The organism is Streptomyces sp. NPDC017940, from assembly GCF_044328435.1.
GTDB lineage: Bacteria > Actinomycetota > Actinomycetes > Streptomycetales > Streptomycetaceae > Streptomyces.
Window position 1 is genome coordinate 119,771 of record NZ_JBIRHJ010000011.1, and the last position, 14,034, is coordinate 133,804.

9 protein-coding genes and 1 riboswitch are annotated in these 14,034 nt (G+C 72.4%); of the genes, 7 read left to right on the forward strand and 2 right to left on the reverse strand.

What is annotated here, in order from left to right; genetic code table 11:
* Positions 1 to 225: 225 nt before the first annotated feature.
* Entirely contained in the window at positions 226 to 2,679 is a 2,454-nt protein-coding gene (locus ACH4DX_RS31980; protein WP_398115807.1) for a DNA topoisomerase (ATP-hydrolyzing) subunit A, read from the reverse strand.
* Positions 2,680 to 3,040: 361 nt separating this feature from the next.
* On the opposite strand from ACH4DX_RS31980, the gene ACH4DX_RS31985 reads away from it, so the two are divergent.
* The 4 genes from ACH4DX_RS31985 (at position 3,041) to ACH4DX_RS32000 (ending at position 8,001) form a co-directional block, all read left to right on the forward strand.
* Entirely contained in the window at positions 3,041 to 4,387 is a 1,347-nt protein-coding gene (locus ACH4DX_RS31985; RefSeq protein ID WP_398115805.1) for a M16 family metallopeptidase, read from the forward strand.
* Positions 4,384 to 5,769, forward strand: a complete 1,386-nt coding sequence (locus ACH4DX_RS31990) for a M16 family metallopeptidase (RefSeq protein ID WP_398115803.1) — start codon at positions 4,384 to 4,386, stop codon at positions 5,767 to 5,769. The genes ACH4DX_RS31985 and ACH4DX_RS31990 overlap by 4 nt, the downstream gene beginning before the upstream one ends.
* Positions 5,770 to 6,031: 262 nt before the next feature.
* Positions 6,032 to 6,190, forward strand: a riboswitch (cyclic di-AMP (ydaO/yuaA leader).
* A gap of 13 nt (positions 6,191 to 6,203) precedes the next feature.
* Entirely contained in the window at positions 6,204 to 7,031 is an 828-nt protein-coding gene (locus ACH4DX_RS31995) for a M23 family metallopeptidase (protein WP_398157660.1), read from the forward strand.
* A 286-nt stretch (positions 7,032 to 7,317) separates the two neighbouring features.
* Positions 7,318 to 8,001 carry a GntR family transcriptional regulator gene (locus ACH4DX_RS32000; RefSeq protein WP_398157661.1) on the forward strand — a complete coding sequence of 228 codons (684 nt, stop codon included), beginning with the start codon at positions 7,318 to 7,320 and terminating at the stop codon, positions 7,999 to 8,001.
* 384 nt (positions 8,002 to 8,385) lie between these two features.
* Here the strand turns inward: ACH4DX_RS32000 and ACH4DX_RS32005 are convergent, their stop codons facing one another.
* Complete coding sequence (locus tag ACH4DX_RS32005; RefSeq protein WP_030021209.1) at positions 8,386 to 8,667, reverse strand: HPr family phosphocarrier protein; 282 nt, start codon at positions 8,665 to 8,667, stop codon at positions 8,386 to 8,388.
* Between the two features lie 245 nt (positions 8,668 to 8,912).
* Here ACH4DX_RS32005 and ACH4DX_RS32010 point away from each other — a divergent pair, with 245 nt between their 5' ends.
* From ACH4DX_RS32010 to ACH4DX_RS32020, 3 genes are all read left to right on the forward strand, one after another.
* Positions 8,913 to 12,068: a GNAT family N-acetyltransferase gene (locus ACH4DX_RS32010; protein ID WP_398157662.1), complete on the forward strand. Its 3,156-nt coding sequence runs from the start codon at positions 8,913 to 8,915 to the stop codon at positions 12,066 to 12,068.
* Positions 12,069 to 12,147: 79 nt separating this feature from the next.
* Positions 12,148 to 12,744, forward strand: coding sequence for a DUF5998 family protein (locus ACH4DX_RS32015; protein ID WP_398115795.1), 597 nt, complete (start codon positions 12,148 to 12,150; stop codon positions 12,742 to 12,744).
* On the forward strand, positions 12,744 to 13,934 hold the full coding sequence (locus tag ACH4DX_RS32020) for an alkaline phosphatase family protein (RefSeq protein ID WP_398157663.1): 1,191 nt from the start codon (positions 12,744 to 12,746) through the stop codon (positions 13,932 to 13,934). The genes ACH4DX_RS32015 and ACH4DX_RS32020 overlap by 1 nt, the downstream gene beginning before the upstream one ends.
* The last annotated feature ends 100 nt before the right edge of the window (positions 13,935 to 14,034 follow it).

Consider the following 14,034-nt stretch of genomic DNA (forward strand, 5'->3'; position numbering starts at 1 on the left):
CCACGCCAGGCGGGAAGCCCACGCCCGGTGGGAAGTCACCGTCCGGCGGGAAGTCACCGTCCGGCGGGGAGTCATGGCCTGGTAGCAAGCCACTACCCGGCGGGACGTCATGGCCCGGCAGCAAGCCACCACCCAACGGGAGGCCACCGCCCTCCCAGAAGCCACCGCCCACCCAGAAGCGACCTCCCAGCCAGCAGCAGCAGCCGCCAAGCCGAACAGCCCCGACTACACAGGCCCCGCCACCGCAGCCACCGGCTTGCCGAGCGACACCCCGGAGCCGTCCCTGCGCGGGTCGGGCTCGGGCAACTCCGCGGGGGTGCCGTTGCGCTGGGCCGCGCGCGGCGGGGTCGGGCCCGCCCAGGCGAAGCTCAGGCAGTCCTCGCCCTTCAGCAAGCGCTGGCAGCGCACACCACCCGTCGCCCGCCCCTTGCGCGGATACTGGTCGAACGGGGTGACCTTGGCCGTCGTCTGCACCGAGTCGTCGAGCGTGCCGCGCGAACCCGCGATCGTGAACACCACGGCCTCCACCGCGGGGTCGACCGCGGTGAAGGAGATGACCTTCACGCCGTCGGCCAGCTTGATGCCCGCCATGCCGCCCGCCGGGCGGCCCTGCGGGCGCACCTGCGCCGCCGGATAGCGCAGCAGCTGCGCGTCGTCCGTGATGAAGACCAGGTCCTCCTCGCCGGTGCGCAGCTCCATCGCGCCGACGATGCGGTCACCGTCCCGCAGGGTGATGACCTCGAGCTCCTCCTTGTTACTGGGGTAGTCGGGGACCACGCGCTTGACCACGCCCTGTGCGGTGCCGAGGGCAAGGCCCGGTGAGGACTCGTCCAGCGTCATCAGGCAGATGAGCTTCTCGTCCCCCTCCAGGGCGAGCAGTTCCGCAACCGGAGCCCCACCGGAGAGATTGGGCGCCGACGCCGTGTCCGGGAGCTGCGGCAGGTCCACCACGGACAGCCGCAGCAGCCGGCCGCCGGACGTCACCGCGCCCACCTCGCCGCGCGCCGTCGCCGGCACCGCGGAGACGATCACGTCGTGCTTGACGCGCCTGCCCTCGCTCTCCCCGAAGGGTTCGCCGTTGGCGGTCCGCGCGAGCAGCCCCGTCGACGACAGGAGCACCCGGCACGGATCGTCCGCGACCTGGAGCGGCACCGTGGCGGCGGGTGTGCCGCCCGACTCCAGGAGCACCGTGCGCCGGTCCGTGCCGAACTTCTTCGCCACGGCGGCCAGTTCGGTGGAGACCAGCTTGCGCAGCTCGGCGTCCGACTCCAGGATCCGCGTCAGCTCGTCGATCTCGGCGTTCAGCTTGTCGCGCTCGGCCTCGAGCTCGATGCGGTCGTACTTGGTGAGGCGGCGCAGCGGGGTGTCCAGGATGTACTGCGTCTGGACCTCGCTCAGGGAGAAGCGCTCGATCAGGCGCTCCTTGGCCTGTGCGGAGTTGTCGCTGGAGCGGATGAGGCGGATGACCTCGTCGATGTCCAGGAGGGCGATGAGCAGGCCGTCCACCAGGTGCAGCCGGTCGCGCTTCTTGCCGCGGCGGAACTCGCTGCGGCGCCGCACCACGGTGAAGCGGTGGTCGAGATAGACCTCGAGGAGTTCCTTCAGGCCGAGGGTCAGCGGCTGGCCGTCCACCAGGGCGACGTTGTTGATGCCGAAGGACTCCTCCATCGGCGTCAGTTTGTACAGCTGCTCCAGGACGGCTTCCGGGACGAAGCCGTTCTTGATCTCGATGACCAGGCGCAGGCCGTGCGCGCGGTCGGTGAGGTCCTTGACGTCGGCGATGCCCTGGAGCTTCTTGGAGCCCACCAGGTCCTTGATCTTGGAAATGACCTTCTCGGGGCCCACGGAGAAGGGCAGTTCCGTGACCACCAGGCCCTTGCGGCGGGCTGTGACGGCCTCCACGGAGACCGTGGCGCGGATCTTGAAGGAGCCCCGGCCCGACTCATAGGCGTCCCTGATGCCTGACAGGCCGACGATGCGGCCGCCCGTGGGCAGGTCGGGCCCGGGGATGTGGCGCATCAGCGTGTCGAGGTCGGCGCCCGGGTGCCTGATGAGGTGGCGGGCGGCGGCGATGACCTCGCCGAGGTTGTGCGGCGGCATGTTCGTGGCCATGCCGACGGCGATGCCGGACGCGCCGTTCACCAGCAGGTTCGGGTACGCCGCGGGGAGGGCGACGGGCTCCTTCTCCTGGCCGTCGTAGTTGGGCTCGAAGTCGACCGTGTTCTCGTCGATCGACTCCGTCATGAGGGACGTCGCGTCGGCCATGCGGCATTCGGTGTACCGCATCGCGGCCGGCGGGTCGTCGTTGCCCAGGGAGCCGAAGTTGCCGTGGCCGTCGACCAGGGGGAGGCGCATCGAGAAGGGCTGTGCCATGCGCACCAGGGCGTCGTAGATCGATGCGTCGCCGTGCGGGTGCAGCTTGCCCATCACTTCGCCCACGACGCGGGCGCACTTCACATAGCCGCGCTCGGGGCGCAGGCCCATCTCGTTCATCTGATAGACGATGCGGCGGTGCACCGGCTTCATGCCGTCCCTGGCGTCCGGCAGGGCACGGGAGTAGATGACCGAATAGGCGTACTCGAGGAAGGAGCCCTGCATCTCGTCGACGACGTCGATGTCGAGGATCTTCTCCTCGAACGCGTCGTCGGGCGGCGGGGTCTTCGTGCTGCGGCGGGCCATCGCTGCTGCGGCTCCTTCACCAACAAGTGCGGGATCTGATGCCGACCATTGTGGACTGTCCCACTGACAACGCGGACCGCGACCCGGTGTGAACGTCCACCACGACCTGGTACGGACGGTGGGCGTCAACCTGGTGGCACGCCGTCACCGCATCCGGTCGGCACCCGCCACCAAGATCACGGCATGGTCTCCGGGCGGCGCGCGGCGACGGGCGCGGCGGCCCGCGCCCGGCCGATCACGCCCAGGGCGAAACCCGACTACGCCGAGGGCGGAGCGGGAACTTCGCCAGGTGTCCGGGGCCTTGCATACAGTGGCAGGACTGGCAGCACTCATTGCGTATTTTGCGATCGAAGGGACGTACATGCCCATGGGTCACACGGCCACAGCCGAGACCGGCTCCGGCGGCCTGACAGCGACCGAGCACCGGCTGTCCAACGGCCTGCGCGTGGTGCTCTCCGAGGACCACCTGACCCCGGTCGCCGCGGTCTGCCTCTGGTACGACGTCGGCTCGCGCCACGAGGTCAAGGGCCGCACGGGCCTCGCGCACCTCTTCGAGCACCTGATGTTCCAGGGCTCGCAGCAGGTGCACGGCAACGGCCACTTCGAGCTGGTGCAGGGCGCCGGCGGTTCGCTCAACGGCACCACCAGCTTCGAGCGCACCAACTACTTCGAGACGATGCCCGCCCACCAGCTGGAGCTCGCCCTCTGGCTGGAGGCGGACCGCATGGGCTCGCTCCTGTCGGCGCTCGACGAGGAGTCGATGGAGAACCAGCGGGACGTCGTCAAGAACGAACGCCGGCAGCGCTACGACAACGTTCCCTACGGCACGGCCTTCGAGAAGCTGACCGCCCTCTCCTACCCGGAGGGCCACCCCTACCACCACACGCCGATCGGCTCCATGGCCGACCTGGACGCGGCCACCCTCGAAGACGCGCGGCACTTCTTCCGTACGTACTACGCGCCCAACAACGCCGTCCTGTCGGTCGTCGGTGACATCGACCCCGAGCAGACGCTCGCCTGGGTCGAGAAGTACTTCGGCTCCATCCCCTCCCACGACGGCAAGCAGCCGCCGCGGGACGGCTCGCTGCCCGAGCGCATCGGCAAGGAGCTGCGCGAGGTCGTCGAGGAGGAGGTCCCTGCGCGCGCCCTGATGGCCGCCTACCGCCTCCCCGAGGACGGCACGCGCGCGTGCGACGCGGCCGACCTGGCCCTCACGGTCCTCGGCAGCGGCGAGTCCTCGCGTCTGTACAACCGCCTGGTGCGCCGTGACCGCACCGCCGTCACGGCCGGGTTCGGCCTGCTGCGCCTCGCCGGCGCGCCCTCCCTCGGCTGGCTGGACGTGAAGACGTCCGGCGACGTGGAGGTCCCGGTCATCGAGGCCGCCGTCGACGAGGAGCTCGCCCGGTTCGCCGCCGAGGGCCCCACTCCGGAGGAGATGGAGCGGGCGCAGGCGCAACTGGAGCGCGAGTGGCTCGACCGGCTCGGCACGGTCGCGGGACGCGCGGACGAACTGTGCCGGTTCGCCGTCCTCTTCGGAGACCCCCAGCTCGCCCTCACCGCGGTGCGGCGCGTCCTCGACATCACCGCCGAGGAGGTCCGGGAGATCGCCGAGGCCCGGCTGCGCCCGGACAACCGCGCGGTGCTCGTGTACGAGCCCGTCACCCCCGAAGACGCCGACCACGAAGCCAGCGAGGAGGCGGCGAAGTGACCGAGGCCGCAACGATGGAGTTCCACCCGCAGCCCCAGGCGGGCACCGCCAAGCCCTGGGCGTTCCCCGCCCCCGAGCGCGGCGCGCTCGCCAACGGCCTCACGGTGCTGCGCTGCGACCGCCCCGGGCAGCAGCTCGTCGCCGTGGAGGTCCACCTCGACGCACCCCTGGACGCCGAACCGCAGGGCCTGGACGGCGTCGCCACGATCATGGCGCGGGCCTTCAACGAGGGCACCGACAAGCACTCAGCGGAGGAGTTCGCCGCCGAGCTCGACCGCTGCGGCGCCACGCTCGACGCGCACGCCGACCACGCGGGCGTCCGCGTCTCCCTCGAGGTGCCCGTCTCCCGCCTGCCCAAGGCGCTCGGCCTGCTCGCCGACGCCCTGCGCGCGCCCGCGTTCGCGGACAGCGAGATCGAGCGCCTGGTGCGCAACCGCCTGGACGAGATCCCGCACGAGAGCGCCAACCCGGCACGCCGCGCCGCCAAGGAACTCTCCCGGCAGCTCTTCCCGGCCTCCTCGCGGATGTCCCGTCCGCGCCAGGGCACGGAGGAGACGGTCACGGCCATCGACTCCGCGGCCGTGCGCGCCTTCTACGAGAAGCACATCCGCCCCGCCGCTGCCACCGCCGTGGTGGTCGGTGACCTCACCGGCATCGATCTGGACGCCGTCCTCGCGGACACGCTCGGCGCCTGGACCGGGGGAGCGGCCGAGCCGCGCCCCGTGCCCGCGGTGACCGCGGACGACCGGGGCCGCGTCGTCATCGTGGACCGCCCCGGCGCCGTGCAGACGCAGCTGCTCATCGGCCGCGTCGGCCCGGACCGGCACGACCGCGTGTGGGCCGCGCAGGTCCTCGGGACGTACTGCCTCGGCGGCACGCTCACCTCGCGCCTCGACCGCGTCCTGCGCGAGGAGAAGGGCTACACCTACGGAGTGCGCGCCTTCAGCCAGGTGCTGCGTTCGGCGCCGGACGGCACCGGCGCCGCGATGCTCGCCATCAGCGGCTCCGTGGACACCCCGAACACGGGCCCGGCCCTCACGGACCTGTGGAAGGTCCTGCGCACGCTGGCAGCGGAGGGGCTCACCGACCCCGAGCGGGACGTCGCCGTGCAGAACCTCGTCGGGGTCGCCCCGCTGAAGTACGAGACCGCTGCCGCCGTCGCCGCCACCCTCGCCGACCAGGTGGAGCAGAACCTGCCGGACGACTTCCAGGCGCGCCTGTACCGCCAGTTGGCGCAGACGGGCACGGTGGAGGCCACCGCGGCCGTGGTGAACGCCTTCCCCGACGACCGCCTCGTGACGGTCCTCGTGGGGGACGCCGCGCAGATCGAGGGGCCCGTGAAGGCGCTCGGCATCGGCGAAGTGAGCGTGGTCACCGGCTGATTCCGCCGCCCCGGAGGCACAGGTCCAGAGGCGGATAGTCACCGCCATAGGGCGGCAAACCATGACACGAGAACAGGGACCCCAGTGACGCAAGATGTCGCTGGGGTCCCTGCATGCAGCCATATGTCCGTATTGATGGGGAGGTTGTTCGTCTGCCCTGTGGCGTGCGCTACAAAAGTGCTGATCCGTTTGTTCTTTGAAAGAAGAGACGTTTAGCGTCAGTCCGGCTGTCCGTCAGGCACCACGCCGCGCCCGCGGCACCGGACAGTCATCGCCGAGTCCCCGTACGGCGCGAGCCAGGGGAGCCGGGGACCCACGTCCCTGGGGTGAATCGGACCCCTTGCCGCGAGGCGAGGAGCCCGTAGGAGACCTTCCTGCTCCGAACCCGTCAGCTAACCCGGTAGGCGAGAAGGAAGGAAAGGATCAGCCGCTTCATGGCGTTCATCCGCCCGACCGGCAAGCACCGCCGTCCCAGCCGTATCACGCGTACGACCGCCGGTGCCGCGGGTGTTGCCGCGCTCACCACCACCGGGGTCATCTCGGGTCTGGCCGCCCCGGCGTTCGCCGCCGAAGGGGCCTCCGCCGACTACGCGCACGCCGGCCTCACCCAGTCCATCTCCGTCGGCGACTCCCTGGCCGGTGAGATCGACGCCCAGGCCGCCGCCCAGAAGCAGGCCGCCGACGAGGCCGCCGCCATGGAGAAGGCCGAAGCCGAGGCCAAGGCCAAGGCCGAGGAGGCCAAGCGCAAGGCCGCCGAGGCCAAGCGCAAGGCCGAGGCCGCCGCGAAGGCCAAGGCCAAGGAGGAGCGCGAGGCCAAGGAGCGCGCCGCCCGTGAGGCCGAGCGCAAGCGCCTCGGCTCGTACGTCTCGCCGATCGCCGGCAGCTATGTCTCCACCGGCTACAAGACCGGAGGCGCCATGTGGTCCTCCGGCAGCCACACCGGCGTCGACTTCCACGCCGCGTCCGGCACGCAGGTCCAGGCGGTCGCTGCGGGCACCGTCGTCGAGGCCGGCTGGGGCGGGGCGTACGGCAACAACGTCGTGATCCGCCACCACGACGGCACGTACACGCAGTACGGCCACATGTCGTCCCTGAGCGTCACGGTCGGCCAGGCGGTCACCCCCGGCCAGCAGATCGGCCTCTCCGGCTCGACCGGCAACTCCAGCGGCCCGCACCTGCACTTCGAGGCCCGCACCGGCGCGGACTACGGCTCCGACATCGACCCCGTCGCCTACCTGCGCTCGCACGGCGTCAACGTCTGAGGACCCCACGCGAAAGCCCCGGCTCACCCGAGCCGGGGCTTTCCGCGTACCGGAAACTCCCCCGGTGCCCGCGCCCGTTGGCCAAAAGATATCCATGGATTACGCCTGTCGTCGGAAAACCGGGCCAGCTGCAATAGAGTTCGGGTCGACAGCTGATCCATGTCGGCAGGGGTCCATATCAGCAGGGTTCGCGGAATCGTTGAAAGAGCGCTGTTCGATGCGTCGGTCCGTGCGCCGGCCGCAGCGCCGGCCACGCGTTTCGCGGGCATCAAAGCGGAGGTCCGTCATGCGCATTCCCGCGCAATCGGTGTGCACGGCCATCCGGGGCGACATCGTCTCCGGTGTCTACGAACGCGGCACGCGCCTCACCGAAGACCTGCTCGCCCGCCGCTACGGAGTCTCACGCGTCCCCGTGCGCGAGGCCCTGCGCACCCTGGAGGCCGAGGGCTTCGTCGTCACCCGCAGGCACGCGGGCGCCTGCGTCGCCGAGCCCACCGAGCAGGACGCGGCCGACATCCTGGAGATCCGCGCCCTCCTGGAGCCCCTCGCCGCCGCCCGCGCGGCACAGCGGCGCACCGACGCGCACCTGAAGGTCCTGCGGGGCCTCGTCCGGCTCGGCCAGGAGCGGTCCCGGCGCGGCGGCGAGGAGCTGCGCTCACTCGACGGCTGGTTCCACGAGACGCTCGCCAAGGCCTCCGGGAGCCCCGGCCTCATCACTCTGCTGACCCAGCTGCGGCACAAGATCGCCTGGATGTACGTGGCCGAGCCGCAGGCCGCGCCCACGGAGACGTGGGCCGAGCGGGCCGCGGTCGTCGACGCCGTGGCCCGCGGGGACGGGGAGCGGGCCCGCGCTCTGGCCGCACTGCACGTCGAGCGGTCCGTGGCCGCGCACCGGCCAGGGCGGGGTGCCCGCGCGGGGCGCGTGAGGGGTTCGCAACATCCCGTGAACACGGTGAGCGCGCGGAATTAACGGCGGCGCCGTATAAAAAGGGAAGCAATTCCGGCCGCGGGAATTCGGGCTGCCCATTTCCGGTCCGCGCGTTCACGAGATCGCGAGATCGCGCATTTACGAGGTCGTGCGTTCACGAGGTCGCGAGTTCGCGCGTTCACGAGGTCGCGGCGATCACGAACTCGCGCCGATCACGAACTCGCGAGGTCGCGCGTTCGCGAGTTAGGAATCCCCTCCCGGACGCGTCCGTTCGGTACGGTGCGCTTTTCGTCCCGGGCATTCGTGATCCCGGACCGCCCACCCACCCACACGGACGTACGTACAGCGAAAAAAGCGGTGGAGCCGCGCAGGCCCGACAGGCCCGCGCGGCTCCACCGCATTGCACCCGACCCGGTCGGGCGACGCTCAGACGGTCTCGGGAAGCTCCTCGAGCCCCTCGGCGACCAGCTTCGCCAGCCGGTCGAGCGCGGCGTCCGCGCCCTCGGCGTCCGAAGCGAGCACGATCTCCTCGCCGCCCTGCGCACCCAGACCGAGCACCGCGAGCATCGAGGCGGCGTTGACCGGGTTGCCGTCGGCCTTAGCGATGGTCACGGGAACGCCCGCGGCCGTGGCCGCACGGACGAAGATGGAGGCGGGCCGGGCGTGGAGGCCCTCGGCCCAGCCGACGTTGACGCGGCGCTCAGCCATGTGTTGCTGCCCTTCCAGGTGTCTCACACTTGTCTAGACCAGTGTCTCATGCCGACCCGGGTGCACCGGACGGCCATCGTCCGGTTGCCCGCCGACCACTACTCGGCCGCCTGCCGACAACCGCCCGGTTGCCCGCCGACCACCGCCCGGCCGTACGACACCGCCTCGTGCGGTCCGCCGACCGATGTCCGGCGCCTCCCACCTTGCCCCGGCCCCGGCTGCCGCGCGACCCGTACCCTGGCCCCATGCAGACCCCGCAGGACCGGCATGCCTACCCCTCCCACTGGGAGGCCGACGTGGTGCTGCGGGACGGGGGCACCGCCCGGATCAGGCCCATCACGGCCGCCGACGCGGACCGCCTCGTCAGCTTCTTCGAGCAGGTGTCGGACGAGTCGAAGTACTACCGCTTCTTCGCGCCGTACCCGCGCCTCTCCGCCAAGGACGTGCACCGGTTCACCCACCACGACCACGTGGACCGGGTGGGCCTCGCCGTCACCGTGGGCGGCGAGTTCATCGCGACCGTGCGCTACGACCGCATCGACGCCGCGGGCCGCCCCGCGTCGGCGCCCGCGGACGAGGCCGAGGTCGCCTTCCTCGTCCAGGACGCCCACCAGGGCCGCGGTGTCGCCTCCGCGCTGCTCGAACACATCGCGGCGGTCGCCCGCGAGCGCGGCATCCGGCGCTTCGCCGCCGAGGTCCTGCCCGCCAACACCAAGATGGTCAAGGTCTTCACGGACGCCGGCTACCAGCAGAAGCGCAGCTTCGAGGACGGCGTCGTGCGCCTCGAACTCGACCTGGAGCACACCGAGCGCTCCGTCGCCGTGCAGTGGGCCCGTGAACAGCGCGCCGAGGCCCGCTCCGTGCAGCGCCTCCTCGCGCCGGGTTCGGTCGCCGTCGTCGGCGTCGGGCGCTCCCCGGACGGCGTGGGCCGCGGTGTCCTGCGCAATCTGCTCGGCGCCGGCTTCACGGGCCGCCTGCACGCCGTCAACAGCGCGCTGCCCGAAGGCACCACCGAGGTCGAGGGCGTGCCCGCGCACCGCTCCGTGCGCGACATCGCCGAGCCCGTCGACCTCGCCGTGGTGGCCGTAGCGGCCGAACACGTCCCACAGGCCGTCACCGACTGCGGCGAGCACGGCGTGCAGGGGCTGGTGGTGATCTCCGCCGGATACGCGGAGAGCGGCCCCGAAGGACGTGAGCGGCAGCGGGAACTCGTCCGGCGGGCCCGCTCGTACGGCATGCGCCTCATCGGTCCCAACGCCTTCGGAGTCATCAACACCTCGCCCGAAATGCGCCTCAACGCCTCCCTGGCGCCCGACCTGCCCGCCGCCGGACGCCTCGGCCTCTTCACGCAGTCCGGCGCCATCGGCATCGCGCTCCTGTCCCGTCTGCACCGCCGCGGACGCGGCCTGTGGGGCCTTTCCACCTGTGTCAGCGCGGGCAACAGGGCGGACGTCTCCGGCAACGACGTACTCCAGTACTGGTACGACGACCCGGACACCGACGTCGCCCTGATGTACCTGGAATCCATCGGCAACCCGCGCAAGTTCACGCGCCTCGCCCGCCGCACCGCCGCCGTGAAGCCCCTCGTGGTGGTCCAGGGCGCACGGCACAGCGGCATCGCCCCCGCCGGGCACGCGGGCGCGGCGACGCGCCTCCCGCACGCCACGGTCTCGGCACTGCTGCGCCAGGCCGGGGTGATCCGCGTGGACACCGTCACCGAACTCGTCGACGCCGGGCTGCTGCTGTCCGGGCAGCCGCTGCCCGCCGGGCCGCGCGTCGCCATCCTCGGCAACTCCGAGTCGCTCGGACTGCTCACGTACGACGCCTGCGTCGCCGAAGGCCTGCGGCCGCTGCCGCCCCGCGACCTGACGACCGCCGCCGCCCCGGAGGACTTCCGTACGGCGCTCGCCGCCGCGCTCGCCGACGAGGCGTGCGACGCGGTGGTCGTCACCGTCATCCCCTCCCTGGGCGAGTCCACCCGCCAGGGCGAGGACGCCTCCCTGGCCGCGGCCCTGCGCTCCGCCGCCGAGAACTGCCCGACGAAGCCGGTCACCGTCGTCCACGTGGAACTCGGCGGCCTCGCAGAGGCCCTGTCGGCGGCCGCCAGCACGGGGCCTCGGGCGGCCGCGGAGCCCCTGGGCGGCAGCCCTGCGGAGACCTCGCCCGCCACCGGGGACGGGGTGGCCGAGGGTCCGTTCCCCGGCGAGGGCCCCTCCGCGGGGAACACCCCCTCTACGGAGAACACCTCCTCTACGGAGAACACCTCCTCTACGGAGAACGGCACCGCTACGGGAAGCGGCCCTGCTACGGAGAACACCTCCTCTACGGGGAACACCCCCTCTACGGAGAACACCCCTCCCACCAAGAACGGCACCCCCCAGGCAAGCGAAGCGCCCCCGCACACAGAGCCCGGCCCAGGCAGCGGAGCCACCCCCGCCGCCAGCCGAGCAGCCCCCACCGGCAGGGGAACCGCCCCCACCGGCAGGGCAGCAGCCCCCACCGACAGAGGAACCGCCCCCACCGGGGGAGCCCACCGCATCCCCGCCTACCCCGCCGCCGAACGCGCGGTCCGCGCCCTCGCCGAAGCGGTGAAGTACGCCCAGTGGCGGCGTGACATCGCCGAGCCCGGCAAGGTGCCGGAGTACGACGACATCGACGAGCAGGGGGCGGGTGAGCTCATCGGGCGGCTGCTGGGGGCGGCGGGGGACGCCGGGGGAACCACCCTCGACGCCGACGGGGCCCGGGACCTGCTCGGGCGGTACGGCATCGACGTACGCAGGGCCCTGCCCGCTCCCGACGCCGACTCCGCGGTGCTCGCCGCACGGCAGGTCGGCTACCCCGTCGCCGTCAAGACCACGGCGCCCCACCTGCGCCACCGCCCCGACCTCGGCGGCGTCCGCCTGGACCTCGCCGACGAGGAACAGCTGCGGCGCGCGTACCGTGAGCTCACCCAGACCCTCGGCAGGCCCGCCGAGCTGCGTCCGGTGGTGCAGGCGATGGTGGCCCGCGGGGTGGACACCGTCGTGCGTGCCGGACACGACCCCGTCGCCGGCGCGGTCCTCTCCTTCGGGCTCGCGGGCGCCCCCTCCGAGCTGCTCGGCGACACCGGCCACCGGCTGATCCCGGTCACCGACCGCGAGGCGGGCAACCTGGTCAGGTCCATCCGGACGGCGCCGCTCCTGTTCGGCTGGCGCGGTTCGGCCCCGGTGGACGCCCCGGCCCTCGAAGAGCTCCTGATGCGCGTCTCCCGGCTCGTCGACGACCACCCCGAAGTGGTCTCCGTCTCCCTGGAGCCGGTCGTCGTCGCCCAGAGGGGCCTCTCCGTGCTCAGTGCCACCGTCCGCCTCGCCCCGCCACCGGCCAGGGACGACCTGGGCCCCCGCACCCTGCCCGCCTACTGACCCCGGCGGGGCCGGGCGGGGCACGGTCGCACGGCCACTGGGCACCTCGGGGCATCCGCCGGGTCGTAGGATGGGCGGCATGGCAAAGACCGGTACGACGACCCAGGGGCTGCGCGCGGCGATCGAGCGCAGCGGCTACTACCCGGCCCTCGTGGCCGAGGCGGTGGAGGCCGCGATCGGCGGCGAGACCATCGGGTCGTACCTGGTCCACCAGGAGACCACGTTCGACGCGAACGAGGTCCGCAGGCACGTGACCGTCCTCGTCCTCACGGACACCCGCTTCATCGTCAGCCACACCGACGAGCAGGCCGCGGACTCCACGTCCCCGACGCCGTACGCCACCACCTCCACGGAGTCCGTGAAGATCGGCCGCATCTCGTCGGTCGTCGTCAGCCGTGTCGTCGCCAACCCGGAGAAGTACGTTCCGGGGTCGCTGCCCCGCGAGGTCGTCCTGACCATCGGCTGGGGCGCCGTGTCGCGCATCGACCTGGAGCCCGCCGCCTGCGGAGACCCCAACTGCGAGGCGGACCACGGCTACACCGGCAGCTCCACCGCCGACGACCTCAGCCTGCGCGTCAGCGAGGCGGGCGACGGCCCCGACACCGTGCGCCAGACCCTGGCCTTCGCCCAGGCGCTCTCCGAGGCCACCGCCGCCGGCGCGGACACCGGCCGCTGATGGCGCACCCCACCGCCTGGGACGACGTCCAGCCACTCGCCCTCGACACCGCCCCCCGGCCCGCGTACGGCACGGGCTCGCTCGCCGACCTGCTGCCCACCCTGGTCGCCCACCAGGAGGTCGACGGCTTCGCCCCGCTCATCCCCGAGCTGGCCCCCGCCGACCGGGCGTGCGTCTTCCTGATCGACGGCCTCGGCTGGGAGCAGCTGCGCGCCCACCCCGCCGAAGCCCCCTTCCTGACCTCGCTCATCGGCTCCTCGCGCGGCGGCACCGGACGTCCGATAACCGCCGGTTTCCCCGCGACCACCGCGACCTCCCTCGCCTCCGTGGGCACCGGTCTGCCGCCGGGCGCCCACGGCCTGCCCGGGTACGCGGTCCGCAACCCCGACACCGGCGCGCTGATGAACCAGCTCCGCTGGAAGCCCTGGACCGACCCGCACACCTGGCAGCCGTACCCGACGGTCTTCCAGCGCGCCCACGACGCGGGCGTCCACACCGCGCAGGTCTCGTCGCCGACGTTCGAGCACACCCCGCTCACCAAGATCGCCCTCAGCGGTGGCACCTTCCGCGGCCGCCTCTCCGGCGAGGACCGCATGGACCTCGCCGCCGAGCAGCTCGCCGCCGCCGACCGCGCGCTGGTCTACACCTACTACGCCGAAGTCGACGGCAAGGGCCACCGCTTCGGCGTCGACTCCGACCCCTGGCGCGGCCAGCTCATGTACGTCGACCGGCTCGCCCAGCGCCTCACCGAACAGCTCCCGCCGCGCAGCGCGCTCTACGTCACCGCCGACCACGGCATGGTCGACATCCCCTTCGGCGACGCGTCGCGCATCGACTTCGACGAGGACTGGGAGCTGAGCGCCGGCGTCGCCCTGCTCGGCGGCGAGGGCCGCGCCCGCCACGTCTACGCCGTGCCCGGCGCCGCGGCCGACGTCCTCGCCGTCTGGCGCGACGTGCTCGGTGAGCAGTTCTGGGTCGCGAGCCGGGAGGAGGCGATCGCGGCGGGCTGGTTCGGCCCGCGGATCGACGAGCGCGTCCACGGCCGCATCGGTGACGTCGTCGCCGCCGCCCACGACGACGTCCTCATCACCGCGTCGAGGAACGAGCCGAAGGAGTCCGCCCTGGTCGGCAACCACGGCTCCATGACCCCCGCCGAACAACTCGTACCGCTCCTCGAAGTACGCTCCTAGGGCCGACAGGCCCGCGCGCCGCCGGGACCCGCGCGCCACCGGCGTCCCCGGCAGGCCCCCGACCGTCGGCCCCCCGCCCCGCACGACCGCGAACAACCGA

Coding starts and splice junctions, on each gene's coding strand:
- ACH4DX_RS31980 (WP_398115807.1), bottom strand. CDS start 2,679: ATGGCCCGCCGCAGCACGAAGACCCCGCCGCCCGACGACGCGTTCGAG.
- ACH4DX_RS31985 (WP_398115805.1), top strand. CDS start 3,041: ATGCCCATGGGTCACACGGCCACAGCCGAGACCGGCTCCGGCGGCCTG.
- ACH4DX_RS31995 (WP_398157660.1), top strand. CDS start 6,204: ATGGCGTTCATCCGCCCGACCGGCAAGCACCGCCGTCCCAGCCGTATC.
- ACH4DX_RS32000 (WP_398157661.1), top strand. CDS start 7,318: ATGCGCATTCCCGCGCAATCGGTGTGCACGGCCATCCGGGGCGACATC.
- ACH4DX_RS32005 (WP_030021209.1), bottom strand. CDS start 8,667: ATGGCTGAGCGCCGCGTCAACGTCGGCTGGGCCGAGGGCCTCCACGCC.
- ACH4DX_RS32010 (WP_398157662.1), top strand. CDS start 8,913: ATGCAGACCCCGCAGGACCGGCATGCCTACCCCTCCCACTGGGAGGCC.
- ACH4DX_RS32015 (WP_398115795.1), top strand. CDS start 12,148: ATGGCAAAGACCGGTACGACGACCCAGGGGCTGCGCGCGGCGATCGAG.
- ACH4DX_RS32020 (WP_398157663.1), top strand. CDS start 12,744: ATGGCGCACCCCACCGCCTGGGACGACGTCCAGCCACTCGCCCTCGAC.